The sequence below is a fragment of the Pseudomonas peli genome (assembly GCF_900099645.1).
Lineage (GTDB): Bacteria > Pseudomonadota > Gammaproteobacteria > Pseudomonadales > Pseudomonadaceae > Aquipseudomonas > Aquipseudomonas peli.
Window position 1 is genome coordinate 382,860 of the sequence record NZ_FMTL01000002.1, and the last position, 25,728, is coordinate 408,587.

22 protein-coding genes and 3 tRNA genes are annotated in these 25,728 nt (G+C 59.1%); 23 read left to right on the forward strand and 2 right to left on the reverse strand.

Annotated features, from left to right (window positions below; genetic code table 11):
• The first annotated feature begins 5 nt into the window (after positions 1-5).
• The 9 genes from gspH (at position 6) to BLO50_RS10595 (ending at position 4,727) form a co-directional block, all read left to right on the forward strand.
• Entirely contained in the window at positions 6-548 is a 543-nt protein-coding gene (gene gspH / locus BLO50_RS10555; protein WP_090252280.1) for a type II secretion system minor pseudopilin GspH, read from the forward strand.
• The gene (gspI, locus tag BLO50_RS10560) at positions 545-934 is read left to right on the forward strand and encodes a type II secretion system minor pseudopilin GspI (protein ID WP_090252283.1); all 390 of its coding nucleotides are present in this window, start codon (positions 545-547) and stop codon (positions 932-934) included. Before gspH ends, gspI begins: the two co-directional genes overlap by 4 nt.
• Complete coding sequence (gspJ, locus tag BLO50_RS10565) at positions 931-1,626, forward strand: type II secretion system minor pseudopilin GspJ (protein WP_090252285.1); 696 nt, start codon at positions 931-933, stop codon at positions 1,624-1,626. The genes gspI and gspJ overlap by 4 nt, the downstream gene beginning before the upstream one ends.
• On the forward strand, positions 1,623-2,588 hold the full coding sequence (gene gspK, locus BLO50_RS10570) for a type II secretion system minor pseudopilin GspK (protein ID WP_090252288.1): 966 nt from the start codon (positions 1,623-1,625) through the stop codon (positions 2,586-2,588). Before gspJ ends, gspK begins: the two co-directional genes overlap by 4 nt.
• Complete coding sequence (gene gspL / locus BLO50_RS10575) at positions 2,585-3,721, forward strand: type II secretion system protein GspL (RefSeq protein ID WP_090252290.1); 1,137 nt, start codon at positions 2,585-2,587, stop codon at positions 3,719-3,721. Before gspK ends, gspL begins: the two co-directional genes overlap by 4 nt.
• On the forward strand, positions 3,718-4,239 hold the full coding sequence (locus BLO50_RS10580) for a type II secretion system protein M (protein ID WP_090252293.1): 522 nt from the start codon (positions 3,718-3,720) through the stop codon (positions 4,237-4,239). The genes gspL and BLO50_RS10580 overlap by 4 nt, the downstream gene beginning before the upstream one ends.
• 125 nt (positions 4,240-4,364) lie before the next feature.
• A tRNA-Val gene (locus BLO50_RS10585) sits at positions 4,365-4,440 on the forward strand.
• A 33-nt stretch (positions 4,441-4,473) separates the two neighbouring features.
• Positions 4,474-4,550 (forward strand) — tRNA-Asp (locus BLO50_RS10590).
• Between the two features lie 100 nt (positions 4,551-4,650).
• Positions 4,651-4,727: transfer RNA gene (locus BLO50_RS10595), tRNA-Asp, on the forward strand.
• A gap of 364 nt (positions 4,728-5,091) precedes the next feature.
• Here BLO50_RS10595 and BLO50_RS10600 read toward each other — a convergent pair.
• Positions 5,092-6,132 (reverse strand): AraC family transcriptional regulator, encoded by a 1,041-nt coding sequence (locus tag BLO50_RS10600; protein WP_420875457.1) that lies wholly within the window; start codon positions 6,130-6,132, stop codon positions 5,092-5,094.
• A gap of 230 nt (positions 6,133-6,362) precedes the next feature.
• Between BLO50_RS10600 and BLO50_RS10605 the strand changes: the two genes are divergently transcribed.
• From BLO50_RS10605 to BLO50_RS10625, 5 genes are all read left to right on the forward strand, one after another.
• Positions 6,363-8,396: an NADPH-dependent 2,4-dienoyl-CoA reductase gene (locus BLO50_RS10605; RefSeq protein WP_090252296.1), complete on the forward strand. Its 2,034-nt coding sequence runs from the start codon at positions 6,363-6,365 to the stop codon at positions 8,394-8,396.
• 65 nt (positions 8,397-8,461) lie between these two features.
• On the forward strand, positions 8,462-8,893 hold the full coding sequence (locus BLO50_RS10610; protein WP_090252298.1) for a nuclear transport factor 2 family protein: 432 nt from the start codon (positions 8,462-8,464) through the stop codon (positions 8,891-8,893).
• A gap of 262 nt (positions 8,894-9,155) precedes the next feature.
• The gene (locus BLO50_RS10615) at positions 9,156-10,526 is read left to right on the forward strand and encodes a chromosome partitioning protein ParA (RefSeq protein ID WP_090252301.1); all 1,371 of its coding nucleotides are present in this window, start codon (positions 9,156-9,158) and stop codon (positions 10,524-10,526) included.
• A gap of 2 nt (positions 10,527-10,528) precedes the next feature.
• On the forward strand, positions 10,529-11,464 hold the full coding sequence (locus BLO50_RS10620; protein WP_090252304.1) for a 1-aminocyclopropane-1-carboxylate deaminase/D-cysteine desulfhydrase: 936 nt from the start codon (positions 10,529-10,531) through the stop codon (positions 11,462-11,464).
• A 53-nt stretch (positions 11,465-11,517) separates the two neighbouring features.
• Positions 11,518-12,627: a cyclic nucleotide-binding domain-containing protein gene (locus BLO50_RS10625; RefSeq protein WP_090252307.1), complete on the forward strand. Its 1,110-nt coding sequence runs from the start codon at positions 11,518-11,520 to the stop codon at positions 12,625-12,627.
• A gap of 1 nt (position 12,628) precedes the next feature.
• Here the strand turns inward: BLO50_RS10625 and BLO50_RS10630 are convergent, their stop codons facing one another.
• Positions 12,629-13,576 carry a DUF1853 family protein gene (locus BLO50_RS10630; RefSeq protein ID WP_090254061.1) on the reverse strand — a complete coding sequence of 316 codons (948 nt, stop codon included), beginning with the start codon at positions 13,574-13,576 and terminating at the stop codon, positions 12,629-12,631.
• A 183-nt stretch (positions 13,577-13,759) separates the two neighbouring features.
• Between BLO50_RS10630 and BLO50_RS10635 the strand changes: the two genes are divergently transcribed.
• The 9 genes from BLO50_RS10635 to BLO50_RS10675 all read left to right on the forward strand — a co-directional run bounded on the left by BLO50_RS10635 (position 13,760) and on the right by BLO50_RS10675 (position 25,718).
• The gene (locus BLO50_RS10635) at positions 13,760-14,647 is read left to right on the forward strand and encodes an NAD(+) kinase (RefSeq protein ID WP_090252309.1); all 888 of its coding nucleotides are present in this window, start codon (positions 13,760-13,762) and stop codon (positions 14,645-14,647) included.
• Positions 14,647-15,621: a metallophosphoesterase gene (locus BLO50_RS10640; RefSeq protein WP_090252313.1), complete on the forward strand. Its 975-nt coding sequence runs from the start codon at positions 14,647-14,649 to the stop codon at positions 15,619-15,621. Before BLO50_RS10635 ends, BLO50_RS10640 begins: the two co-directional genes overlap by 1 nt.
• On the forward strand, positions 15,618-16,487 hold the full coding sequence (locus tag BLO50_RS10645) for a rhomboid family intramembrane serine protease (protein WP_090252316.1): 870 nt from the start codon (positions 15,618-15,620) through the stop codon (positions 16,485-16,487). Before BLO50_RS10640 ends, BLO50_RS10645 begins: the two co-directional genes overlap by 4 nt.
• Before the next feature lie 46 nt (positions 16,488-16,533).
• Positions 16,534-16,797 carry a YeaC family protein gene (locus BLO50_RS10650; RefSeq protein ID WP_090252318.1) on the forward strand — a complete coding sequence of 88 codons (264 nt, stop codon included), beginning with the start codon at positions 16,534-16,536 and terminating at the stop codon, positions 16,795-16,797.
• Positions 16,797-17,633 carry a DUF2797 domain-containing protein gene (locus tag BLO50_RS10655; protein WP_090252321.1) on the forward strand — a complete coding sequence of 279 codons (837 nt, stop codon included), beginning with the start codon at positions 16,797-16,799 and terminating at the stop codon, positions 17,631-17,633. Before BLO50_RS10650 ends, BLO50_RS10655 begins: the two co-directional genes overlap by 1 nt.
• Before the next feature lie 54 nt (positions 17,634-17,687).
• A complete protein-coding gene (gene pepN / locus BLO50_RS10660; RefSeq protein WP_090252323.1) occupies positions 17,688-20,348 on the forward strand; it encodes an aminopeptidase N in 2,661 nt (886 codons plus the stop codon).
• A gap of 636 nt (positions 20,349-20,984) precedes the next feature.
• Entirely contained in the window at positions 20,985-22,994 is a 2,010-nt protein-coding gene (locus tag BLO50_RS10665; RefSeq protein WP_090252326.1) for a DUF1302 domain-containing protein, read from the forward strand.
• 66 nt (positions 22,995-23,060) lie between these two features.
• Positions 23,061-24,431 carry a DUF1329 domain-containing protein gene (locus BLO50_RS10670; RefSeq protein ID WP_090252329.1) on the forward strand — a complete coding sequence of 457 codons (1,371 nt, stop codon included), beginning with the start codon at positions 23,061-23,063 and terminating at the stop codon, positions 24,429-24,431.
• 195 nt (positions 24,432-24,626) lie between these two features.
• The gene (locus tag BLO50_RS10675) at positions 24,627-25,718 is read left to right on the forward strand and encodes a WD40/YVTN/BNR-like repeat-containing protein (RefSeq protein ID WP_244152875.1); all 1,092 of its coding nucleotides are present in this window, start codon (positions 24,627-24,629) and stop codon (positions 25,716-25,718) included.
• Positions 25,719-25,728 lie beyond the last annotated feature (10 nt).

Sequence of the window (25,728 nt, forward strand, 5' to 3'; positions counted from 1 at the left end):
TCCCCATGCGCCAGCAACCGAGCCAGGCTGGGGGCTTTACCCTGATCGAACTGCTGGTGGTGCTGGTGATTCTTGGCAGCCTGATCGGTATTGCGGTGCTCAGCGTGGGCATCGCCGGTCCGGGGCGCGAGTTGCATAACGAAGCCGAACGGCTGGCCGGGTTGATTGGCGTGCTGGCCGAGGAAGCGGTGCTGGATAACCAGGAGTACGGCTTGCTGCTCAGCCGCGAGGCCTACCAAGTGCTGCGTTACGACTCGGCGAAGCAGAGTTGGCAGGCCTTGTCGGCCAAGCCCCATAAGCTGCCGGGCTGGGCCGAGCTGAGTGTCGAGCTGGAAGGTGCGGCGCTGGAGCTACCGCTGCCTGAGGGCGAAGAACCCAGCAAAGGTGCACTGACGCCGCAGTTGTTGTTGCTGTCGAGCGGGGAAATCAGCCCGTTTCGTTTGCGCTTGGCCGAGCGCCGCGCTGATGGGCTGCGCCTGCAATTGGTCAGCGATGGTTTCCAGCTGCCAAAGGTTGAGAGCGAGCAGCCGGCAGGACGCAAACGATGAGGCGCGCGGGCGGCTTTACCCTGCTTGAGGTGCTGGTTGCTTTGGCAATTTTTGCGCTGGTCGCCGCTAGCGTACTGACGGCCACCGCGCGCAGCCTGCAAACCGCCTCGCGGTTGGAAGAAAAGACCCTGGCCATGTGGATCGCCGACAACCAGCTGGCGGAGTTGCAGTTGTCGAAGACTCCGGTTGCTGATGGCCGCGACCAGGGCGAGGTGGATTTCGCGGGGCGGCGCTGGCAATGGCAAAGCGAGGTGCTGGCCACCAGTGAGGCAGATATGCGCCGCGTCACCCTGTGGGTCGCGCCCGCAGAGCAGGGGCGTTCGGGCGGCGATGTGCGTGAGCGTGCGGTGGTCAGCCTGAACGCTTTTCTCGGGGTGCTGCAATGAGGGCGGTGCGCGGTTTTACCCTGCTCGAATTGCTGATCGCCATCGCCATCTTTGCGCTGCTGGGGCTGGGCACCTACCGCATGCTCGACAGCGTGCTGCAAACCGACAAAGTCACCCGAGCCCATGAAATGCAATTGCGCGAGCTGGTGCGCGCCATGGCCGCATTCGAGCGCGATGTGTTGCAGGTACAGGCCCGACCCACGCGTGATCCCTTTGGTGATCCTCGCGCCGCTTTGCTCGGCGAAGACCTCGATAATCCGGCCCTGGAACTGACCCGCAGCGGCTGGCGCAATCCCCTGGGGCAGTCGCGCTCCGGCCTGCAGCGCGTGCGCTGGCAGCTCAGTGGCGAGCAGTGGCAGCGCCACTACTGGACGGTGCTGGATCAGGCGCAGGACAGCCAGCCGCAAGTGCAGCAAGCGCTGGATGGGGTGACCCGACTGCAATTGCGCTATCTGGATCAGGAGGGCATCTGGCAGACCAGTTGGCCGCCGCTGGGCAATAACCCGGACGATGCGCTCAAGCTGTTGCCGCAGGCCGTTGAGCTGGTGCTGGAACATCGCCGCTATGGCGAGCTGCGCCGTGTGTTACGCCTGCCCGAAGGCTTGCCGGAGCGCTTGCAGCAAGCACCCGAGCCGAGCCCGGACGACCCCGCCGAGCCCGGTGGCGATATTCCCGAGGAGCCGCGCTCATGAATCGGCAGCGCGGTATGGCGCTGATCACCGTCTTGCTGGTGGTGGCGGTGGTCACGGTGGTCAGCGCCGGGATTATCGCCCGCCAGCAGCTGTCGATCCGCAGCAGCGCCAATCAGCTGCACGTGCGCCAAGCCTGGCATTACGCCCTGGGCGGCGAGACCCTGGCCAAGGCTATTCTGCAGCGCGATCTGCGTGAGGGTGACCCGCGTGCGCCGGTGGATCATCCGGGCGAGGCCTGGGCCAAAGCTCGTGCGCCCTTTGCCCTGGATGAGGGCGGCGCATTGCGTGTGCAGATCACCGATCTGACTGGGCGTTTCAATCTCAACAGCCTGCTGCGTCAGGGCCAGCCCAATGAGGCCGCCGTGGCGCAGTTGCGCCGTCTGTTGCTGGGGCTGCAGATCGAAGCGCCCTACGCCGAGCGCCTGCTCGACTGGTTGGACGCTGACGATCAGCCCAGCGGTGGTTACGGCGCGGAAGACAATCAATATCTGCTGGCGCAGCCGCCTTATCGCGCGGGCAACCGAGAGTTGAAGGATGTCTCCGAACTGCGCTTGTTGCTGGAAATGACCGAGGCGGATTACCAGCGCCTGTCGCCCTATGTCAGCGCGTTGCCGGCGGATGCCACGCTTAACGTCAATACCGCCAGCGCGCGGGTATTGGCCAGCGTGGCTGAAGGGTTGCCCCTGAGCACCGCCCAGGGCCTGGTCGCCGCGCGGGGCAGTGAGGGCTATCGTGATTTACCGAGCTTTACCGCGCAGCTCAGCGGCTTGCAGGTGCAGAGCCAGGGCCTGGCGGTCGGCAGTCAGTATTTTCAGGTGCTCAGCGAAGTCACTGTTGGTGAGCGCCGTCAGGTTTTACGCAGCACCTTGCAGCGCGCCAGTGATGGTCAGTTGTATGTTCTAGCCCGTGATTTGGGGCAGGGCGGTATGCCGCCGGCGCCCGTTGAGGAAGTCGAACCATGAGTCAGACCTATGTGTTTCTGCCACCCGCCGCCTGTAGCGGCGCGCAGGCGGATCTACCCGTGCAGTGGGTGGCCGACGGCGTAAGCGAAACCCTGGAATTCTGTGAGGCGCAGACGCAGCTTGGCGGCAATTGGACCCTGGTCCTGCCCGTTGAGGCGGTGACGTCCTGCGCGGTCAATCTGCCGACGCGCAAAGCCCGCTGGCTGCGTCAGGCGCTACCTTTTGCGGTAGAAGAGCTGCTCGCCGAAGAGGTCGAGCTGATGCACCTGGCGTTGGGTGAGCAATTGGCCGATGGCCGTCATCGGGTGTTTGCCGTGCGCCGCAGCTGGCTGGCCGGCTGGCTGGCGTTGTGCCCCACAGCGCCGCAGGCGATAGTTGTGGATGCCGATCTGCTGCCAGGGCAGGGCACTGCGCTCTTGCTGCTGCACGGTCGCTGGTTGCTGGGCGGCGAGAATGTCACGCGGATGGCGCTGCAGGCGCAGGATTGGCCGCAGCTGAGCCCCCTGTGCGCGCAGTCACAGGTTGCCTGGTGTGATCCGCAGCACCCGGCGCCGCAACCGGTGGATGAAAGCATAGTGGTGGTCGATCCCTATGTTTGGCTGGCCCAGCAGCCGCTGCGCAATAACCTGGCCCAGGGCGAGTTCGCCTTGCAAAGCAGTAGCGGCCAGTGGCAGCGCTGGCGGCCATTGTTGGGGCTGGTCGGTATGTGGCTGGTGTTGCAGTGGGGCTTCAATCTGGCGCAGGGCTGGCACCTGCAGCGTCAGGCCGATGAATATGCCGCTGCCAGCGCCGCGTTGTACAAGGAGCTGTTCCCGCAGGACAGCAAGCTGATCAACCTGCGTGCGCAGTTTGATCAGCATCTACAGGCAGGCGCGGGCAGCGGGCAAACCCGTCTGCTCGGCTTGCTCGCCCAGGTCAGCGGCGCTTTGGCTGCTGAGGGCGGCCAGGTGCAGATCAGTCAGGTGGATTTCAGTGAAGTACGTGGCGATCTGGCCATGCAGGTGCAGGCCGCCGGCTTTGCCGAGCTGGAGCGTCTGCGTGAGCGCTTGCAGGAAAGTGGCCTGGCGGTACAACTGGGCTCGGCCAGCCGTGAAGGTGCAAGCGTCAGCGCGCGCGTGGTGATCGGAGGATGAGTATGGTTTCGCAAGGCAAGGGCTTTACCGCGCAGTTGGATAATTCGCTGTTGCTGCAGCGCTGGCGTGCTCTGGCGCCGCGTGAGCAGTTTTCGCTCGGCAGTCTTGGGGCGTTTCTGCTGCTGGTGCTGCTCTATCTGACGCTCTGGCAACCGACGCAGGAGCGCCTGGCCGCAGCACGCAGTGCATTTGAAACGCAGCGCGAATTGAATGCCTACCTGCATAGTCAGGCGCCGGCGGCGCGTAATGTGGCCAGCACCCCGCAACAGGCGATTGATCCGGAGCGGCTGCAAGGCATGGTCACGGCCACGGCTGCGACCCAGGGCCTGACCATCGAGCGCCTGGACAACTCCGGCGACGGCGCTGTGCAGCTCAATCTGCAGCCGGCACCTTTTGCCCAGCTGTTGCGTTGGTTCACTGTGCTGCAGGAACAGGGCGTGCAAATCGCCGAAGCCGGGCTGGATCGCGCCGAAGACAATAAGGTGGCTGCTCGGCTCAGTCTGCGGGTGGCTCAATAATGGTGCGGCGAGTTCCTTAGTGGCACCTGGGGAGGGCAGCAGTTTTTGCACTTTTTTAGAAAAACTTGAAGCAGGGTGTTGACTTAGGTGCGGCCCTTGCGTAAATTTCGCGCCTCGCAAGCAGCGGGTGATTAGCTCAGCTGGGAGAGCATCTGCCTTACAAGCAGAGGGTCGGCGGTTCGATCCCGTCATCACCCACCACTCTTGTGAAACCGGACGAAAGTCCACCGACGCGCAGCGGTAGTTCAGTCGGTTAGAATACCGGCCTGTCACGCCGGGGGTCGCGGGTTCGAGTCCCGTCCGCTGCGCCATATTTTCCTGCTTGAGTTCGCTCAGGTTGAGATGGAAAAGCCCTAACAGGCGGCTTCATCAGATTAAGCAAGAGTTGTACGGACGAAAGTCCACCGACATGCAGCGGTAGTTCAGTCGGTTAGAATACCGGCCTGTCACGCCGGGGGTCGCGGGTTCGAGTCCCGTCCGCTGCGCCATATTAGAAAGCCCGCTGATAGCGATATCAGCGGGTTTTTTATTGCCATGCCATCCATGGCGGCAACCCTTCGGGCCGTCGCTGCGCGACGTTAAAAATGGCTCCCGGCCATTTTTTATTGCCTGTAATTTCCTGCGATTGGCCTGAATCTGGTTGCGCGACAAACTGTCATCTTGCGTTCATCTACCTGCCCTAGCCTGATTGGCATGCTCTTTGTTTATGCAATGAGCAGTCGCTGACATATCGAGTGGGAGGAATAGGCAATGGACGATTATCAAGAAGAGCTGCTGGAAGCGCGCGCCACCGAGCAGGATGTGCCGGAGCGTGACGAAGACGCCACCGAGCTCTGATCTGTTTTAGCGCTGCTAGAGCGCCCGGCGCTGTTCGCGGCGATATTCGCCTGGGGTTTGCTGGTTCCAGCGTTTGAACGCGCGCTGGAAGGCTTCGGCGGAGGCAAAGCCGAGCAGGTAGGCGATTTCGCCAAAGGCCAGCTCGGTGTCGCGAATATAGGCCATGGCCAGGTCGCGGCGGGTGTCGTTAAGGATGCTGCGAAACTGCGTGCCTTCCTCGGCCAGCTTGCGCCGCAGGGTCCAGGTCGGTAGCTGCAAGCGTGCTGCCACTTCTGCCAGATCAGGTTCGCGGCCGTGCAGCAATGGGCCGAGCAGTTGAGTAATGCGCTCGCGCAGGTTGCGGGTGCGGGTCAACTGCGTCAGTTCCCGCTCACAGATTTCCAGCAGGTGCCGCCAGGTGCTCGGGCAGTGTTCGGGGTTGCGCAGGTTCAGGCTCTGCTGGCCCAGGCGCAGTTGGTTATGCTCACTGGCAAATTCCACCGGACAGTTAAACAGTTCGCCGTACTGCGCTGCATAGATGGGCGCGGGAAATTCTATCTGCACTTTCTCCACGGGCAGCGCTTGTTGCGCCAGCTTGCTGAGTTGTTGCGTCCAGCTTGCCAGTACCGAGTCGACGACAAAGCGGTTATAGGCGTTGTACGGGCTGATCGAATAGAAGCGCAGCCAGGCGCCCCGATTGTCCTCGTGCAGGCTCGACTGGCCGCGGTAGTTGCTGGCATACAACGGCTCGAAGCGAGTCAGCGCGCGCGCCGCTTCACGCACCGTCGGTGCCTGCATGGCTGTCACACCGGCTAAGCCGAGTTGGCTCAGACGGCTGGTTTGCCCCATCAGCAGGCCAAGGCCGGGTTCGCCGCATTGTTGGATGGCGCTATGACCCAGGCGCATGTAGCGCGGTATCGACAGTCGCGCGCGCGGCTCGGCCAGGCGCGCGGCATCCAGGCCGTAGCTATCGAGCAACGGTTGTGGGTCCTGGGCGCAGCGGCGCATGGCGTCCGCCAGGCTGTCGACAAAGCCCACCGACAGATCGCCGAGTTTCACCCGTGTGCTTTTCAGCATTGCAGCGTTATTCCGTCTGCGCCCATTCAGTGCTGGGCATTTAGATAAGGCGCCAGGGTAGGCAGGTGCTTGGGCTTTGCCAAGAGCTGCTGCTCTTTTTGATCATTAGGTTGTAACTTTAGGTCATTGAGCTGTTCGGCGCGGCTGATTATCGTCTAGACCATATTCGACCGCGACCCGCTAAGAGGTTGCGGCATCCGTGAAAGCCAACACCCGATGTGGAGATTTCCATGACTGCTCAGTACCCCCACCTGCTGGCCCCGCTTGATCTGGGCTTCACCACTCTGAAGAACCGCACCCTGATGGGCTCGATGCACACCGGGTTGGAAGAAAAGCCCAATGGTTTCGAGCGCATGGCGGCCTACTTCGCCGAGCGTGCCCGTGGTGGCGTTGGCCTGATGGTGACGGGCGGTATCGGCCCGAACGATGAGGGCGGCGTGTATTCCGGCGCAGCCAAGCTGACCACTCCGGAAGAGGCGGAAAAGCACAAGATCGTTACCCGTGCGGTGCACGCGGCGGACGGCAAGATCTGCATGCAGATACTCCACGCCGGCCGCTATGCCTACAGCCCGAAATCGGTAGCGCCAAGCGCGATCCAGGCGCCGATAAACCCGTTCAAGCCCAAAGAGCTGGACGAGGAAGGCATCGAGAAGCAGATCCAGGACTTTATCAACTGCTCCGTGCTGGCCCAGCAGGCCGAGTACGACGGCGTCGAGATCATGGGTTCGGAAGGTTATTTCATTAACCAGTTCCTCGCTGCCCACACCAACCATCGCACCGATCGCTGGGGCGGCAGCTACGAGAACCGTATGCGCCTGCCGGTGGAAATCGTCCGCCGTGTGCGTGAGGCCGTTGGCCCGAACTTCATCATCATCTACCGCCTGTCGATGCTCGATCTGGTCGAAGGTGGCAGCACCTGGGACGAGATCGTCCTGCTGGCCAAGGCCATCGAGAAGGCCGGCGCTACCATCATCAACACCGGTATCGGCTGGCACGAAGCACGTATCCCGACCATCGCCACTAAGGTGCCGCGTGCGGCGTTCACCAAGGTCACCGCCAAGCTCAAGGGCGAGGTCAGCATTCCGTTGATCACCACCAACCGCATCAACACCCCGGAAGTGGCCGAGCAAGTGTTGGCCGAAGGCGACGCCGATATGGTGTCCATGGCCCGTCCGTTCCTCGCCGACCCGGATTTCGTCAACAAGGCCGCAGAAGGCCGCAGCGATGAAATCAACACCTGCATCGGCTGCAACCAGGCCTGCCTGGATCACACCTTCGGCGGCAAGCTGACCAGCTGCCTGGTCAACCCGCGCGCCTGCCACGAGACCGAGCTGAACTACATTCCCACCGCTGCGGTGAAGAAGATTGCCGTAGTCGGGGCCGGTCCTGCTGGCCTGTCCGCTGCCACCGTGGCCGCCGAGCGTGGCCATAGCGTGACCCTGTTCGATTCGGCCAGCGAAATCGGCGGCCAGTTCAACGTGGCCAAGCGCGTGCCGGGCAAGGAAGAGTTCTTTGAGACCCTGCGCTACTTCAAGCGCAAGCTGGAAACCACTGGCGTTGATCTGCGCCTGAACACCCGTGTTTCGGCCGACGAGCTGGCCAAGGGCGGCTTCGATGAAATCATCCTGGCCACCGGTATCGCGCCGCGCACTCCGGCCATCCCGGGTATTGAACACGGCAAGGTAATCAGCTACCTGGACGCCATCCTGCAGCGCAAGCCGGTCGGCCAGAAGGTTGCGGTGATTGGCGCCGGCGGTATCGGCTTCGATGTGTCCGAATTCATCACCCATCAGGGCGAGGCCACCAGCCTCAACCGCGAGGAGTTCTGGAAGGAGTGGGGCATCGACGGCGCGCTGGAAGCCCGTGGCGGCGTGGCGGGTATTCAGGCCCATCCGCACCCGGCTGCGCGTGAAGTGTTCCTGCTGCAGCGCAAGAAATCCAAAGTCGGCGACGGCTTGGGCAAGACCACTGGCTGGATTCACCGTACCGGCCTGAAGAACAAGAATGTGCAGATGCTCAACTCGGTCGAGTACCTCAAGGTCGACGACGCCGGCCTGCATATCAGCATCGCCGGTGGTGAGCCGCAGGTATTGCCAGTGGATACGGTGATTGTCTGTGCTGGGCAAGACCCGCTGCGCGAGTTGCAAGAAGGTCTGGAAAGCGCCGGGCAGAACGTGCACCTGATTGGCGGTGCTGATGTGGCCAGTGAGCTGGATGCCAAGCGTGCGATCAACCAGGGCTCGCGCCTCGCCGCCGAACTCTAACGCAACCGACGCCCCGCCTAGTGCGGGGCGTTTTGCATTTGGCTCACAACAATAAGGAGAAGCTCATGTCCAGCAACGCTCAACTTCAACCGGCAGCGGCCGCAACGCTCGCGCAGTGGCATGCCCTGATGCAGAACAACGACTTGCGCAGCCTGCCGGAATTACTACACCCGCAGGCGGTGTTCCGTTCACCCATGGCGCACAAGCCCTATGCCGGTGCTCCGGTGGTGTCGCTGATTCTCAATACCGTGAGTAAGGTGTTCGTCGACTTTGCCTACCACCGCGAGCTGGCCAGCGCCGATGGTCTCAACGTGGTGTTGGAGTTCAGTGCCAAGGTGGGCGAGCGCGAGCTCAAGGGCATCGACATGATTCGCTTCGATGAAACCGGCAAGATCGTCGATTTTGAAGTGATGGTTCGCCCCATGAGTGGTCTGCAGGCCTTGGGCGAGGAAATGGGTCGACGCCTGGCTCCATTCCTGGCTGCCGCCAAAGCCTGAGTCGTTGCACCAAATCCATCACAGTTTCGCCCTGTAAGCCGGTTTTTAGCGGCTGGCTGGCAGGGTGACTGCCAACACAGTCACATTGCTGGGCTTGGTTTTTCCCCTAGACTTGCCTGAACAAGGGTATAGCGCCTGCAACATAGGTATTGCTTAGCCCGTCAGATTGTTGGCAGTCTTGTCATATGCGCCATTTTTTGCGCACCATGATCAAGATGAGTCACCGCTGAGCGGAGCCCCGTTTCGGCCTAGAGGAAAAGCGATGAGCATGCAGAACAAGCCACAGATGGTTGAGGCCGTACTGTTCTTCAGTGAGCGCGGTGGCATCTGCAAGCAAATGTTTTTCCCTGAGTTCGAAGCGTTGCTCGATGGCGTAGTGAATATGCCGGAGTTCGCCGACGAGCAGATGCGGGTTGCCTATGTGCTGATCAATCCGCGCTTGCTGATCAAGGCGCTGGTGTTTTTCTACCTCGATTTCGACGAAAAGGGTGCGCCGGATTCCGGTTGGAATATCCCCTTGCAGGCTTTGGCCGAGCGGGCAGGGCGCGGCCCTGATCTGGGTGCCGGACCGATTCGCCTGGCGTGCCGCAGCCAGTGTCCGGTGTCCTGGCACCAGATGCACCTGTGGGACCCCAGCCTGACCCCAGGCAATAACGACCTTGCACTGCTGCGCGATGTGGTCAAACGCAACAGCTTGGGGCTTCTCGCCGAAGATGAAAGCACTCAGGCGGTGGCCCCTGAGCGCTTGCAAATGGCTTCGGAGGATAAGTGGTACGCACCTGATCCCGCTCAGGAAGAAGCTGCCAAGGCCACCGAGAAGCTTGATCAGGAACAACGTCTGAAAGCTGCACAACTGATCAAGCAGCAACGTCTGCGCATCAGCAGCCTGGCCCAGCAGCATGAGGAAGAGCTGGCCAAGTTCAAGTTGGCCAGCGACGAGCAGAGTAAGAACTTGCAGGCGCAAATCCACGGTCTGCATCAGGCCTTGCGTCAGCAAGAAGAGCACAATGCTGCGTTGAAGGCGCAGCTGGCTGCCCAGGCGGCCAGTTTCCAGACCTCCCGTGAGGAGATGACCGAGCAACTGCGGGCGCTGGAGCGTGATGGTCGCAGTGAGAGCGACAGCTTGCGCGCGCAGTTCGAAGGCGAGATGCAGGCCAAGATTGCTTCTGCAGTGGCTGAATACAAAGAGCAGATTGCCATTCGCGATGTTGAGCTGGCTTATCGCGGCGAGCAGGACACGCAAGCGTTGCAGGAGATCAATCGCCTCAAACGCGCATACGCCGATCTGGCCAGTCAGGGCGGTGATCAGATTCTCGAGCGCCTGGCCAAGCTCGGTGTGGTCTTTGTGGTCTATCACCCAGGCGCGGGTCACCTGACCATCCCGCTGCAGGACATCGCTGCCTACCAGGACAACCCGCTGGCCTATGCGGCAGCCAAGTGTTTTGTCAGTGAAGAGCAATACCGTCACTGGTTGGCGCATTATCAGAAGCCGAGTTGTGAGGCTTCTTTGCCCAGTGGCGAGCGTTGCGCCATCCCCATCGACCGTATCGATACGCCGAGCCGTTTTGTTTTGGGTGAATCCAATTGCTGTGCGCGGCACAAAGCCAGTAGCCGTTTGCGCACTGTCAGTTAACCTTGTCTGTTGTCCTGCCTGAGTGGGCGCCCCATGCCCCGTTGCGGCACTTTCCGTTGGATTGGTCGGTGGCTGCTGGAGTTGAGCTGGCGGTGCTGCGCCTTGACCTGCTCGACCCACTCATCAGCGGTAATAAATGGTTCAAGCTCACCCATCATCTGCGCGCTGCAGAGGTCGCTGGCGCCTCGGGCGTGATCAGCCTGGGCGGCGCGCACTCCAATCATCTGCATGCACTTGCTGCCGCCGGTCAGCGTTTCAACTTTCAAACGGTCGGGCTTTTGCGCGGTCACCCGCAGCAGACGCCAACGGTGACCGATCTGCAGGCCTTCGGCATGCAGCTGCATTGGCTGGGCTATGCGGGTTATCGCGCTCGGCATGCGGCTGATTTCTGGTTGCCATGGCAAGCGCTTTATCCGGGTTTCTATCCAGTGCCGGAGGGCGGTGGTGGTCTGCCGGGTGCGCTGGGGTGTATGGGCTTGGTGCAGCACGTTCGCCAGCAGCTTCCAGCTCTGGGGTGGGCTGATTACGATGCCTGGTGGTTGGCAGCAGGCACGGGCACCACGCTGGCCGGTTTGCTGCTCGGTGAAGCGGCTGCGCATCCGGTGCATGCGGCGCTCGCTGTACCGGCGGATCATGGCGTCGAGCAGCAGGTGCAAACGATTATTCAGGCGGCCGGTATGCCGGTGGGGTCTTATCAGCTGCATGAGGCCAGCCGTGGTGGATTTGCCAAGGTGGATGCTGAATTGCTCCATTTTATGCAGGCGGCAGAAACGCAGAGTGGTGTGCCGCTGGAGCCGCTGTATACCGCCAAGGCATTAATGGCGTTGCGCCAGCAGGTCGAGGCCGGTTACTTTGCTCGCGGCAGTCGTTTGGTGTTTGTGCACACGGGCGGCTTGCAGGGCCGTGCCGCGGCCTTGCAGCAGGCGGCGAAAGCATGATCGGCCGATTAACCCAGCTACACTGAACTTCACCAGCGGAGCCTGGATACTCCATGAGCGAACCTCTTAACCCCGAACAGTTGCGCAGCCTGACGCCACTCAATGTGCTGTCTGAACAGCAATGGCGCGAATTGCGTGCGCAGTTGGTGCCGCAACCGTTGTTGGCGGGTCAGTTGTTGTTTCGTCCGGGGGATCAGGCGCGGCTGACCTATTACCTGCTGGCGGGTGAGCTATTGCTGCAATCGGTCGATGGCCAGGCGCAGCGCTTGCAGGCTGGCAGTGAGGCCAGTTGTCACCCGTTGTCGCCGAGCCTGCCGCGCTTGCACGAAGCGCGGGCGCTGACTGATGTCAGTGTGCTGGCGTTGGACACCGCGACCCTCAATCGGCTGCTGACCTGGCGCCTGGCTTATCAGGATCTGCTACTCGAACTGGGGCAGGATCATGCCGAAGTCGAATGGTTGGAACGCCTGCTAGAAAACCCACTGTTTGCCAAGGTGCCGCCGTCTAACGTACGCGCTATGTTGGCACGCCTGCAGCGTGTCGAGCTGGCCGCAGGCAGTACAGTGCTGCAGGAGGGTGATATCGGTGACAGCTGCTATTTCCTGAAAAATGGTCGGGCTGAGGTGATCCGCGGTGCGGGCAGCGCTCAGCAGGTGTTGGCCGAGCTGGAGATCGGCGCCTGCTTTGGTGAGGAGGCCTTGCTGGCCGACAGCCCGCGCAATGCCACGGTGACCATGCTGGAAGATGGTGTGGTACTGCGTCTGGATCGTCAGGATTTCTTTGCGTTGCTGAAGGCTCCGGTGGTCGATGAGGTGTCGCTCGGCGAAGCATCACGTTTGCTGGCGGCGGGTGCGCAGTGGTTGGATGTGCGTCTGCAGGAAGAATACGAGCGTGCCCATGCGCTGCAGTCGCTGAATATGCCGTTGCAATTGCTGCGTCTGAAAGCGCGCTTACTGGATAAGACGCGTACTTATCTGTGTTACTGCGACAGCGGCAAGCGCAGCAGCAGTGCAGTGTTTCTACTTTCGCAGCTTGGCTACCGCGCCTATGCACTGCGTGATGGGGTGGATGCCTTGCCGGCGGTCCAGCGTGATGCGCTGCTCTGTGAGAGTGGTTCGGGCTATCTCGCGCGCTCGGGCGGTCGAACCGAGCGCAGCCTCTGAGCTAGTCGCCCGGTTGCGCGGGCCAGTGGTCATTGACCAAAAATACTCGCTCGGCTTCCAGCCAATCATTCTGTGGGCCTTCAATCAGGCATACGAGCAGCTGTGCGTTAGCATCGCTCGGTAGCGCCGCAAGCCATTGATTGAAATGCTCCCGCGACCATAAACACGCTTCTTCAATACACGCAGGCGCTAGCCAGGCGTGACGGTCCAATGGCTGCCATTGACCAGGTGTGTGCATGGCAAAATCGCTCCAGTCAGCACGATGCAGCCAACGCCCACGCAGGTGTTCAGGGTTGCCCTCTGCCGGCGCGGCATAGGATGGCTGCTGCCAGGGATAGAACAGATAACCGCCCAGCCACAGCGCCGCCTGCGGCCGTTGAATATTCAGCTCGGATAAGCGCTGTTGGGCTTCGGCGCGGGTCGACAACGGCAACTGGTGCTGGCCTAGATGCGTCAGCTTGAGATCCAGGCGGTCGTGGCTGCCGGGGCCTAGCCAGTGCGCCAGATCCGTGCCATTGCACGACGGTTGGCCCAGGTACAGTTTGATGGCCAACTCCAGGTGATGCACGCCTTCCTCGTCACGCAGCAGCATGTCCAGCTCACCCAGGGTATGACCGTGTTGGCGGATGGGCAGGTTGGCGGCCAGTACCTCGACACCCGGCGCGGCATGCAGGGCAAACTGCCAGAGCCGTTCGTAATACAGCCCCAGACGGCGTATTGATCGTTGGCTTAGCCACTGCTGCAAATCATGGCTGTCGGCATCCAGGCTCAGGAGCCAGTCCGCCAAAGCGTCGGGTTGCTGGCTCCAGCGACTGGCCTGGAGAGGATGACGCTGTGGCCAGGGTGTTTGCGCCAGCAGCGGTGGTGAAAGCAGCGCCCAGGCCAGGTCGCGTACAGCAGGCTGGCGCAGCTGCGAAGGCAGGTTGGTGAGCAGAGGAAAGGGCGTCATGTTGCGAGCATAGCGCTTCAAGGCTAATTGGCGTCGACTGCGCATCGGTGCGGCGGGTTTAAAAACCATTCACGCGTTCTCAACGGGTTGTTAATCGATGCCATAGGCAGTCAGCGGTTTGCCGCTGCCATGGGCTTTCGCCCATAATCCGACCCATTAGATCCAGAGCCTGGCGGGAGCACCATGGAGCAGTTTCGTAATATCGGCATCATCGGTCGACTGGGCAGCACCCAGGTTCTCGACACCATTCGCCGGCTGAAGAAATTTCTGCTCGCTCGTCACCTGCATGTGATCCTCGAAGACACCATTGCCGAAGTGCTGCCGGGCCATGGCTTGCAGACCTCGTCACGCAAAATTCTCGGCGAAGTGTGCGACCTGGTCATCGTGGTTGGCGGCGACGGCAGCATGCTCGGCGCCGCCCGCGCCCTGGCGCGGCATAAGGTGCCGGTGCTGGGCGTCAACCGTGGCAGCCTGGGCTTTCTCACCGATATTCGCCCCGATGAACTGGAAGTCAAAGTGGCCCAGGTGCTCGAAGGGCATTATCTGACCGAAAACCGCTTTCTACTGGAGGCCGAGGTGCGCCGTAATGGCGAGGCCATCGGCCAGGGCGATGCACTCAACGATGTGGTGCTGCACCCGGGTAAGTCCACGCGGATGATCGAGTTCGAGCTGTTTATCGACGGCCAGTTTGTTTGCAGCCAGAAGGCCGACGGTTTGATTGTCGCCACACCGACCGGCTCCACGGCCTATGCGCTGTCTGCCGGCGGGCCGATCATGCACCCCAAGCTGGACGCCATCGTGATTGTGCCGATGTACCCGCACACGCTGTCCAGTCGGCCGATTGTGGTGGATGGCAACAGCGAGCTGAAAATCGTCGTGTCCAAGGATCTGCAGCTGTATCCGCAGGTTTCCTGTGATGGACAGAATCACTTCACCTGCGCCCCCGGTGACACGGTCACTGTGGCTAAACGGCCGCAGAAGCTGCGCCTGATTCATCCGCTGGATCACAACTATTACGAAGTCTGTCGGAACAAGTTGGGCTGGGGTAGCCGGCTTGGCGGGGGGGCTTGATGCACCTCGATCCCGCTCGCGGTTACGACCTGATCGGCGATATCCATGGCTGCGCAAAAACCTTGGAACGCCTGCTCAGCAGCCTGGGCTACCGCCAGCAGGCCGGGGTGTGGCAGCACCCTAAGCGTATGGCGATCTTTCTAGGGGATCTGGTCGATCGTGGCCCGCGTATCCGTGAAGCGTTGCACCTGGTGCGCGATATGGTCACGGCCGGACAGGCGCTGTGCATCATGGGTAACCATGAGTTCAATGCCTTGGCCTGGAGTACACCGGCCGCGCCTGGCAGCGGTCGGCAGTTTGTCCGTGAGCACACGCCACGGCATGCGCGGCTGATCAAGGAAACCCTGGAGCAGTTCGACGCTTACCCGGCGGAGTGGCAGGGTTTTCTCGACTGGTTCTACGAGTTACCGCTGTTTATCGATGCTGGGCATTTCCGTGTGGTCCATGCCTGTTGGGACGACAGCCTGATTGAGCCGTTGCGTGCGCAGTTTGCCGATGGCTGCATCGATGAGCATTTTCTCCAGGCCGCCGCCGTGCATGGCAGTTTTGCCAATACCGCGCTGGATCGACTGCTGCGCGGCACTGATATGCGTTTGCCACATGGCATGACCCTGACCAGCGATGACGGCTTTACCCGCGCGCACTTTCGCACCAAATTCTGGGAAGAAGACCCACAAACTTACGGCGATATCGTCTTCCAGCCTGATGCTCTGCCGGAACTGGCAGCGCAGATGCCGCTCAGCGAGATGCAGAAAACCGAACTGCTTAAATACGGTGCTGATCAGCCGCTGCTGTTTGTTGGCCATTACTGGCGCAGCGGCAAACCAGCGCCGATTCGCAGCAACCTGGCCTGCCTGGATTACAGCGCCGTCTTGAACGGCAAACTGGTGGCCTATCGGTTGGATCAAGAGACGCGTCTGGAGGCCAGTAAGTTTGTGTGGGTCGATGTCGACAGTCCGGAGGCGCGGCCATGAACGCAGTCGCGGCAATGCGTTTGCCTGAGCATGTCGATCTGAGTGGTTTTATTACCTTGTTGCAGCGCTTAAAGGTGCCGCATCGGGTCGCGGAAGAGGCGGGCGAACAGGTGCTCTGGGTGCCCGGAGAGCAGTTAGCCGAGCAGGTGCGTGAGCTTTATGGGCGCTATCCGCAGGGCGATGCTGAGGTGTTGCTTGAGCCGTCACAGGCTTCTAAAAATAGTGCTCAGGGCTTTGTTCAGCAGCTGAAAAACAGCCCGTTAACGGCAATCATGTTGGCGCTGACTTTCGTGGTCTTTGCTGTCACAGGTACAGGCGAGAATTACACGACAGTCCGCTGGTTTAGTTTTGTCGATTTTCGCATTCAGGATGGCCACATCTACCTCGCTTACCTGAATGAGACCCTGGCCAGCAGCCAATGGTGGCGCCTGTTGACGCCGATGTTGATCCATTTCGGCTGGTTGCATCTGGCCATGAACAGTCTCTGGTATTGGGAGCTGGGGCGGCGGATCGAGGCACGTCAGGGTGCCATGATGTTATTGGGGCTGAGCCTGCTGTTCAGTCTGACGGCCAATTTCGCCCAGTACCTGAATGCCGGCCCATCGCTGTTTGGCGGCTTGTCCGGGGTGCTGTATGGCTTACTTGGGCATTGCTGGATCTTCCAGCGGTTGGCACCTACTCCCGCCTATCGGCTGCCGCCAGGGGTATTGGTAATGATGCTGGCCTGGCTGCTGATCTGCATGACTGGCATCTTCGAGCTGCTGCAATTCGGCGCAATTGCTAACGCGGCGCATGTCGGCGGCCTGCTGGCCGGTTGCCTGACCGGGCTGCTCGGTGGCGCGCTGGCGCGTCGGCGACACAGTTAGTTCTTCTACAGGCTGGTAAACTGCCACTTTGCATTTGGAGGCGCGTATGTCGTCCTTTCTTGAAGCGATTGAAAACATCACCCCTGAGATCTACCAGAGCCTGAAATTGGCTGTGGAAATTGGCAAATGGCCGGATGGCCGCAAGCTGACTCAGGAGCAGAAAGAGCTGACCCTGCAGGCGCTGATCGCCTGGGAAACGCACAACCTGCCGGAAGAAGAGCGCATCGGTTATATGGGCCCGCAGGAATGCAGCAGCAAATCCGCGCCTATCCCCAATCTGTTGTTCAAGTCCTCGGATACTCTGCACTGATGAGTGAGTTGGCCCGTGGTGCCCTGAGCAAAATGGCGGCGCAGCTGGATGCGCCGGTGCAATACAGCTTTCGCTTAGGCGATGAGCTGCTGCCGGTTAATCCGTTGATCGGTAAGACCCTGCGTCTGGAGTTTTTAGGCGCGATCCACTGCACCCACTGCGGGCGTAAAACCAAGAGCAGCTACAGCCAGGGTTATTGCTACCCCTGCATGCAGAAGCTGGCGCAGTGCGATATCTGCATCATGAGTCCGGAGCGCTGCCACTATGATGCAGGCACCTGCCGTGAGCCGAGCTGGGGCGAGCAGTTCTGCATGACTGATCATGTGGTCTATCTGGCTAACTCCAGCGGCATTAAAGTCGGCATTACCCGGGCCACGCAGATCCCTACGCGTTGGATCGACCAGGGCGCGACTCAAGCGCTGCCGATTCTGCGGGTCGCCACGCGTCAGCAGTCTGGCTTTGTCGAAGACCTATTGCGTAGCCAGGTGGCGGATAAAACCAATTGGCGCGCCTTGCTCAAGGGCGATGCCGCGCCGGTGGATCTGCTTGCCGTACGCGAGCAGCTGTTTGCCACGTGCAGCAGTGGGCTGACCGAGTTGCAGCAGCGCTTTGGCATCCAGGCCATTCAGCCGCTCAGTGATCAGCCGGTGGTGCAGATCAGTTATCCGATTGACGCCTACCCGGCCAAGATCACCAGCTTCAATCTGGACAAGAATCCGCTGGCCGAAGGCACCTTGCTGGGCATCAAGGGCCAGTACCTGATGTTCGATACCGGCGTGATTAACATCCGCAAATACACCGCTTACCAGCTGGCCGTCCACGAACTGGCCGCCTGAGTTACTTATTCGCGAACCCGGCGCCCGCGCGCCGCAGACAAAGGGCCACAAGCCATGCGCACCGAACAGCCGAAGATGATCTACCTCAAGGACTACCAGGCCCCGGATTATCTGATTGATGAAACGCACCTGACATTCGAGTTGTTCGAGGACCATACCCTGGTGCATGCGCAACTGGTCATGCGTCGTAACCCGGCGGCGGGCACTGGTTTGCCGCCTCTGGTGCTGGACGGTCAGCAGCTTGAGCTGCTCAGTGTGGCGCTGGATGACCGCGAGCTGAGTGCCGGCGATTACCAGCTGAGCGACAGCCATCTGACCTTGCAGCCCAATAACGCCAGCTTCGTGATCGACAGCAGCGTGCGCATCCATCCGGAGAGCAACACCGCGCTGGAAGGGCTGTACAAATCCAGCGGCATGTTTTGCACCCAGTGCGAGGCCGAGGGTTTCCGCAAGATCACCTATTACCTCGACCGCCCGGATGTGATGAGCAAGTTCACCACTACCCTGAGCGCCGCGCAGCATGACTACCCGGTGCTGCTGTCCAACGGCAACCCGATTGCCAGCGGCAGCGACGAAGGCGGTCGTCATTGGGCGACCTGGGAAGACCCGTTTATGAAACCGGCCTACCTGTTTGCCCTGGTCGCTGGTGATCTCTGGTGTGTGGAAGACAGCTTCACCACCATGAGCAAGCGCGACGTGGCGCTGCGCATTTATGTCGAGCCGGAAAACATCGACAAGTGCCAGCACGCCATGGACAGTCTGAAAAAATCCATGAAGTGGGATGAAGAGGTCTACGGCCGTGAGTATGACCTGGACATCTTTATGATCGTCGCGGTCAACGACTTCAACATGGGCGCCATGGAAAACAAGGGCCTGAATATCTTCAACTCCAGCTGTGTGCTGGCCAAGGCAGAAACCGCTACCGATGCCGCGCATCAGCGCGTTGAGGCCGTCGTGGCCCACGAGTATTTCCACAACTGGTCGGGCAACCGCGTGACCTGTCGCGACTGGTTCCAGCTGTCGCTCAAGGAAGGCTTTACCGTTTTCCGTGATGCCGAGTTCAGCGCCGATATGCACTCGCGTACGGTTAAACGCATTGAAGACGTGGCGTACCTGCGTACTCACCAGTTTGCCGAAGATGCTGGCCCCATGGCCCATCCTGTGCGTCCGGACGCCTTTATGGAAATCTCCAACTTCTACACCCTGACGGTGTACGAAAAAGGCTCGGAAGTGGTGCGCATGATCCGCACCCTGGTCGGTGCAGAGGGCTTCCGCAAAGGCAGCGATTTGTACTTCGCGCGCCACGACGGTCAGGCTGTGACATGCGACGATTTTATCCGCGCGATGGAAGAGGCCAATGGCATCGACCTGACCCAGTTCAAACGCTGGTACAGCCAGGCTGGCACACCGCGCCTGGAAGTCAGCGAAAGCTACGATGCTGCCGCTAACAGCTATCGCCTGCAATTCCGTCAGAGCTGCCCTGCCACGCCGGGGCAGGCCGAGAAGCAACCCTTTGTCATCCCTGTGGAGCTAGCTCTGCTGGATGCCCAAGGGCGTGAGCTGCCGCTGCAACTGGTCAGTGAAAACGTCGCCTTGGGCACTTCCCGCGTGCTGCAAATAACTGAAGCCGAACAGGCGTTCACCTTTGTCAATTTGGCGGAAAAACCGCTGCCGTCCTTGCTGCGCGGTTTCTCTGCACCGATCAAGCTGAGCTTCCCTTACAGCCGTGATCAGTTGATGTTCCTGATGCAGCACGACAGCGATGGCTTCAACCGCTGGGAAGCGGGGCAGCAACTGTCCGTGCAAGTGCTGCAGGATCTGATTGGTCAGCATCAACGCGCTGAGCCGCTGGTGCTTGATCAGCGCCTGGTCGAGGCCTGCCGTACGCTGCTGGCCGATGAATCGCTGGATCAGGCTATGGTCGCTGAAATGCTCTCGCTGCCAGGTGAAGCCTACCTGACAGAAATCAGCGCGGTGGCCGATGTCGAAGCGATCCATGCCGCCCGTGAATTTGCTCGCAAGCAACTGTCGGATGCGTTGTTTGAGCTGCTGTGGGCGCGCTACCAGCGTAACCGTGAGGTGTCCCGTACCAGCACTTATATGGCCGAGGCCGAGCACTTCGCCCGGCGCAGCCTACAGAACATCGCGTTGTCTTACCTGATGCTCAGTTGCAAGGCTGAGGTGTTGGCAGCTTGTTTGGAGCAGTTCGAGAACGCTGACAATATGACCGAGCGTTTGACTGCGTTGGCGGTGCTGGTCAATTCGCCGTTCGAAGCCGAAAAGGCAACTGCCCTGGCCAGCTTCGCCGATTTCTTCAAAGACAACCCGCTGGTTATGGATCAGTGGTTCAGCGTGCAGGCAGCTTGCGCCTTGCCAGGTGCGCTACAGCGTGTTGAGCAACTGATGCAGCATCCAGCGTTTACCTTGAAGAACCCGAATAAGGTTCGCGCCTTGATCGGTGCATTTGCCGGGCAAAACCTGCGGGGTTTCCATCAGACTGATGGCAGTGGCTACCGCTTCCTGGCCGACCAGGTGATTACCCTGAATGCCCTCAACCCGCAGATCGCCTCGCGCTTGCTGGCGCCGCTGACTCGTTGGGCTAAATATGGCAGTGCACGTCAGGCTCAAATGAAGGAGCAGCTGCAACGCATTCTGGCTTCAGGTGAGCTGTCTAGCGACGTGTATGAAGTGGTCAGCAAGAGTCTGGCTGGTTAATTGATCAGCGGTAACAAAGTAGGGGCGGTCATGTTACCCCTACTTAAATTTGTATGTGTCTGATCGTTTTTCGATCAATTCGTTAATACTAAAGACCGATCAAACAGGCCTGTGTGCAATGCATGGGGTTAGATGCTCTTCACGAAGTCCTACCGAGTCGCATAAAAGTGTTACCCGTTTCGAACGGGTAACACTTTTTGTGTTACCTGATTAGATGTAAGCAAAGTTTGCACAATCTGAATTGGCCTGCTTGGCTTGACCTTGGCCGATTTGTTTGAAGCGTCTGGATGCTTAATCCCGGGTGGGGTGACTGATCACGCCAGATGGTAGGACAAAATAGGAAAAATCCATCACCGCATACAGTTGATTGGTTGCTGAATGATCAGTCATAAAATGGTTTTATGGTTTGAGTTGTGCGTTACTGTTTTTTTTATACGGTCGTTTGAATTGGCACCATGGTTGCAAGGAACTAAATTGATTTGACCTCGTCATGGTGCACGCCAAACAGTGAGGTGCGTGTAAGCGCGTTGGGGGCTTGCCTTCCAATCAACATTTAAGGCCGTCATCAGTATGGCCATAACGTGCCTCAGCGGTTGGGGTACAAAAAAGATGATCTGTCCACGGAGTAATGTTTCGATGGAAATTAAGTCCCGTAAGCCCGTATTGCGTTTCGCACCTGCCAAGGCAGGTTTTGCTTTTGTCGGCATTCTTCCACTCCTGGTGGCGGCCCATGCCCAAGCTGTGGAATTCAGCTTCGCAGACAATGAAATCAGCGGCTCCATCGATACCACCGTGTCCTACGGTCAGCTCTGGCGCGTACAAGGTCAGGACAAGACCAACAACGATATCAATACCAACGACGGTAACCGTAACTTCGGTACTGGCTTGGTTTCTGAAGTCTTCAAAGTTACTTCCGATATGGAAGTGACCTACCAGAATTACGGCGCTTTTGTGCGCGGCACGGCGTTCTATGACACCCAGATCATGGACAAACGTAACGACTACTACGACTCCAGCCTGGCGTATCAGCCAAGCCAGAATGTACCGAAAGACGACAGCTTTACCCGTGGCACCCGCCACTCGGCCGGTCGTAACGCTGAAATCCTTGACGCCTATGTTTACGGTAACTGGGATATCGCCGACATGCCGGTCGGTGTGCGCTTTGGTAAGCAGGTATTCAACTGGGGTGAAGGCCTGTTCTACCGCGGTGGTGTAAACACCACCAACCCGGTTGATGCCGGCAAGTTCCGTCTGCCTGGCGCAGAAGTTAAAGAAGTGCTGGTGCCGGTTGAAGCGCTGAGCTTTAGCGTCGGCCTGACTGACAATATCTCCATGGACGCGTTCTACCAGTTCAACTGGAAAGAGTCGGCGATTGATCCGGTTGGTACTTATTTCTCTGAGACTGACTTGTTTGGTGAGGGTGGTAATACTGCCTATAACAATTTCGCGGGCACAGCGCTGGCGGGTGTAATTCCTACATATAATGCATCTGCCAATCCGTTGAATCCGAATCTGGCAGCATTGAAGGCTACTGGTCTTTATCAGGCGGGAACTAATAAGTCTTTTGGCAATATCCTAAAGGTTGCAGACGTAACAGAAGATCTTAACGCTAAAAATGATGGTCAGTATGGCTTGTCATTTAAGTATATCGCCGAAGAGTTGAATTCTACTGAGTTTGGTGCTTATCTCGTTAATTATCATGCCAAAGAGCCTACTATTTATGCCGATTTGAATGGCTACAAAGGTGTTGATATTGGTGCTTTGGCGGGCACGCTCTGCGGTATTACTCTTGGTCTTAACCCGAATTGCGCTAACCCTGCATCTGCTACATTCCAGAATTTTGTTCCGGCGGCAGGCGGGCTAGCTACTGTTGATATGCTTGGCTCCACCCAGGCTAAGCGCGAGTATGCCGAAGATATCCGGATGTACGGTTTCAGTTTCAACACCACGCTGAATGAAACTTCAGTATTCGGTGAGCTTGCATATCGTCCAAACCTGCCTGTGGGTATCTCTGCCACGAATGACCTGTTGGGTGATATCGTTCTGCAGGGCGGTTCTCTGGCTAATAATCGCGGTGGCAGTCTCGGTAGTGGACTGATTTCGGGTCAGCAAGTTAATCGCAATTCACAGGTCAGTAACTATCGCCGTGTTGAAGCGTTTAATGCGTCCATTGGTGCAATCCACAACTTTGGCACTGTGTTGAGCTTTGATTCGCTGTTCGGTGTTGCCGAACTCGCCTCGGAGCACCTGCGCGGTGATAGCCTGAAATACAGGTCTGTCAATGGCGAGCGTTGCATCGCAGGCCGCGCCAACACCTCCTACGCTACAGATGCCGCGATGGCCAAGCAGGACTGCGCATCGAGTGACGCCTATGGTTACACCTTGGTGCTGTCGGGTACTTGGAACGATGTGTACGCAGGCGTGAATCTGTCGCCATTTACGGTTTTCAAGCATGACTTCCAGGGCAATGGCCATCAGACCGGTAACTTCATCGAAGATCGTAAGGCATACACTCTGGGCCTGCGCGCTAGCTACCTGAACAGCCTGGAAGCTGAAATTCAATACACCGAGTTTATGGGTGCAGGTCAGAGCAACTCGGGTCGCGACCGCGACAACGTCGGCTTGAACGTCAAGTATTCCTTCTAAACATAACTAGAAAATATCGAGTGCCTGCGGGCACTCGGTTGCTGACTTATTTCACGGAGAATCAAGATGCTGAAAAAGCACACGTTGATGGGGGCCGCGATTGCGCTGGCACTGTCCGCTGGCAGCGCGTTCGCTGCGGTTTCGCCTGCAGAAGCAGCCAAATTGGGCGCAAACCTCACCCCGTTCGGTGCCGAGAAAGCCGGCAACGCGGCGGGCACTATTCCTGAGTGGAACGGTGGTATCACCAAGGCTCCGGCGGGTTACACCACGCCAGGCCAGCACCACGTCGATCCGTTTGCAGATGACAAGCCGCTGTTCACCATCACCAAAGCCAACCTGGATCAGTACAAAGACAACCTGACCCCAGGTCAGATTGCGATGTTCAACACCTACCCGAACAGCTACCAGATGCCGGTCTATCAGACTCGTCGCTCCGGTTCTGCGCCGCAGTGGGTGTATGACAACACCATCAAGAACGCTACTACTGCCAAGTTGCTGGATGGCGGCAACGGCTTCTCCGACGCCTACGGCGGCATCCCGTTCCCGATCCCGCAAAATGGCGTAGAAGCGTTGTGGAACCACATCGCACGCTACCGTGGTACCTACATTGTGCGTCGCGCTTCGGAAGTGGCCGTGCAGCGTAACGGTAGCTACTCGCTGGTGACCTCGCAGCAAGAAGCGATGTTCAAGTTCTACAACCCGAAAGGGACTGCAGCAGATCTGAACAACATCATGTTCTACTACCTGTCCTTCACCAAGAGCCCGGCGCGTCTGGCAGGTGGTGCGGTACTGGTGCACGAAACCCTGGATCAGGTAAAAGAGCCGCGTCAGGCTTGGGGCTACAACGCCGGTCAGCGTCGCGTACGTCGCGCGCCGAACCTGGCTTATGACACCCCGATCGCTGCCGCTGACGGCCTGCGCACAGCAGACGACACCGACATGATCAACGGTTCGCCAGATCGTTATGACTGGAAACTGGTGGGCAAGAAGGAAATCTACATTCCTTATAACAGCTACAAAGTCACCAGCCCTGAAGTTAAGTACAAGGACCTGTTACAAGTCGGTCACTTGAACCCAGCGTTTACTCGCAACGAACTACACCGTGTGTGGGTGGTTGAAGGTACGCTGAAGTCGGGTGCTCGCCACATCTACTCCAAGCGCACCCTGTTCCTCGACGAGGACAGCTGGCAAGCAGCAGTGGTTGATCAGTACGACGGTCGCGGTGATCTTTGGCGCGTGTCGATTGCCTACCTGAAAAACTACTACGACCTGCCGACCACTTGGTCTGCACTGGATAGCTTCCACGACCTACAAGCCCGTCGTTACCATGTGCAGAACTTGGATAACGAAGAGCCAAGCACCATCGACTTTAGCCAGGCTGTGCCGGATGACGGTTACTTCAAGCCTGCTGCGCTGCGTCGCCGCGGTACGCGTTAATCCGCGTGTAGGTTGAGCAAAAGGCCGCTACTGTTGTAGCGGCCTTTTGCTATTTGTCAGCCAAACAGGGCATGGTAGACGGGCGGGTTTAACAAAACATAACGTCGCGCCGATTGTCAGGCCTTTTGAAAGCTCAGTAGGATAGGCGCACTGCTATAAGGGTAGTGCTACCTATAAGAATAAGGGGGAAGGTATATGAGTGAGCCCGTCATGCGGCGCACCCAGGCCGGTCGTTCTGTGGGGTCGTCCCACACGCCGGAGTTCCGCGTCCACTCGCCACTGACTAAAGCGCTTTCGCTGTGCAGTGTGCTGTCCATGCTGATGCTCGCCAGTGCGCCAATGCACGTGCAAGCTGAAACCGTCAAAACTGAAGTCCAATCCGTTGTATCGGCCAAAGCTCAGCACAGCTTGTTGCTGGATATTGTCAGTGTTGGCAAGCGCTTGGTGGCTGTAGGCGATCGGGGCCACATACTCTTTTCCGATGACGATGGCGGCAGCTGGACACAAGCTAGCGTGCCATCCAAGCAGATGTTGACTGCCGTTTTCTTCCTCGACGATAGCCATGGTTGGGCTGTCGGTCACGATGCGCAGATTCTCGCCAGCAGCGATGGCGGCGCCACCTGGGTGAAGCAGTTCGAAGATCTTGAGCGCGAAGCGCCGTTGCTGGATATCTGGTTCAAGGACCGCAACAACGGTTTTGCAGTGGGTGCCTATGGTGCTTTGCTGACCACTACCGATGGCGGTACAACCTGGGAAGACGTCAGTGAGCGTATGGACAATGAGGATGCCTATCACCTCAATGCCATTGTCGAAGTGAAGGATTCAGGTCTGTTTATCGTTGGCGAGCAGGGTGTGATGTTCCGCTCACCTGATTGGGGGCAATCCTGGGAAACACTGGAAAGCCCGTATGAAGGTTCACTGTTTGGTGCGCTCGGTACCGGCGAGCCCGGTGCGGTGCTGGCCTATGGCCTACGGGGACACTTGTTCCGCTCTGCAGATTTCGGCAGCACGTGGGAGCGTATTTCGCTCAAAACGGCGAACAATGGTGAGCTGGAGTTTGGCTTAGCCAATGGTGCCATATTCAAGGATGGCAGCATCGTGATTGTCGGCCATGGTGGCAGCGTGCTGCGTAGCATCGACAAGGGGCGTAGTTTCAGCGTCCTAAATCGTCCTGATCGTTTGTCCTTGGCTGGCCTTGCCATGGATAACAGCGGCCGCATGATCCTCGTCGGGCAGGGTGGCGTACATGTTTCCGCGCCGACTGATGCCAGTCTTGGCCAACAATAATAAGCTGGGG

Bases quoted from the DNA above. Each gene is read 5' to 3' on its own strand.
- pepN (WP_090252323.1), top strand. From the start codon at position 17,688: ATGCGCACCGAACAGCCGAAGATGATCTACCTCAAGGACTACCAGGCC.
- gspJ (WP_090252285.1), top strand. From the start codon at position 931: ATGAGGGCGGTGCGCGGTTTTACCCTGCTCGAATTGCTGATCGCCATC.
- BLO50_RS10600 (WP_420875457.1), bottom strand. From the start codon at position 6,132: ATGCTGAAAAGCACACGGGTGAAACTCGGCGATCTGTCGGTGGGCTTT.
- gspI (WP_090252283.1), top strand. From the start codon at position 545: ATGAGGCGCGCGGGCGGCTTTACCCTGCTTGAGGTGCTGGTTGCTTTG.
- BLO50_RS10605 (WP_090252296.1), top strand. From the start codon at position 6,363: ATGACTGCTCAGTACCCCCACCTGCTGGCCCCGCTTGATCTGGGCTTC.
- BLO50_RS10580 (WP_090252293.1), top strand. From the start codon at position 3,718: ATGAGTATGGTTTCGCAAGGCAAGGGCTTTACCGCGCAGTTGGATAAT.
- BLO50_RS10655 (WP_090252321.1), top strand. From the start codon at position 16,797: ATGAGTGAGTTGGCCCGTGGTGCCCTGAGCAAAATGGCGGCGCAGCTG.
- BLO50_RS10635 (WP_090252309.1), top strand. From the start codon at position 13,760: ATGGAGCAGTTTCGTAATATCGGCATCATCGGTCGACTGGGCAGCACC.
- BLO50_RS10640 (WP_090252313.1), top strand. From the start codon at position 14,647: ATGCACCTCGATCCCGCTCGCGGTTACGACCTGATCGGCGATATCCAT.
- gspL (WP_090252290.1), top strand. From the start codon at position 2,585: ATGAGTCAGACCTATGTGTTTCTGCCACCCGCCGCCTGTAGCGGCGCG.
- BLO50_RS10625 (WP_090252307.1), top strand. From the start codon at position 11,518: ATGAGCGAACCTCTTAACCCCGAACAGTTGCGCAGCCTGACGCCACTC.
- BLO50_RS10665 (WP_090252326.1), top strand. From the start codon at position 20,985: ATGGAAATTAAGTCCCGTAAGCCCGTATTGCGTTTCGCACCTGCCAAG.
- BLO50_RS10650 (WP_090252318.1), top strand. From the start codon at position 16,534: ATGTCGTCCTTTCTTGAAGCGATTGAAAACATCACCCCTGAGATCTAC.
- BLO50_RS10610 (WP_090252298.1), top strand. From the start codon at position 8,462: ATGTCCAGCAACGCTCAACTTCAACCGGCAGCGGCCGCAACGCTCGCG.
- BLO50_RS10630 (WP_090254061.1), bottom strand. From the start codon at position 13,576: ATGACGCCCTTTCCTCTGCTCACCAACCTGCCTTCGCAGCTGCGCCAG.
- BLO50_RS10615 (WP_090252301.1), top strand. From the start codon at position 9,156: ATGAGCATGCAGAACAAGCCACAGATGGTTGAGGCCGTACTGTTCTTC.
- BLO50_RS10670 (WP_090252329.1), top strand. From the start codon at position 23,061: ATGCTGAAAAAGCACACGTTGATGGGGGCCGCGATTGCGCTGGCACTG.
- gspK (WP_090252288.1), top strand. From the start codon at position 1,623: ATGAATCGGCAGCGCGGTATGGCGCTGATCACCGTCTTGCTGGTGGTG.
- BLO50_RS10645 (WP_090252316.1), top strand. From the start codon at position 15,618: ATGAACGCAGTCGCGGCAATGCGTTTGCCTGAGCATGTCGATCTGAGT.
- gspH (WP_090252280.1), top strand. From the start codon at position 6: ATGCGCCAGCAACCGAGCCAGGCTGGGGGCTTTACCCTGATCGAACTG.
- BLO50_RS10675 (WP_244152875.1), top strand. From the start codon at position 24,627: ATGAGTGAGCCCGTCATGCGGCGCACCCAGGCCGGTCGTTCTGTGGGG.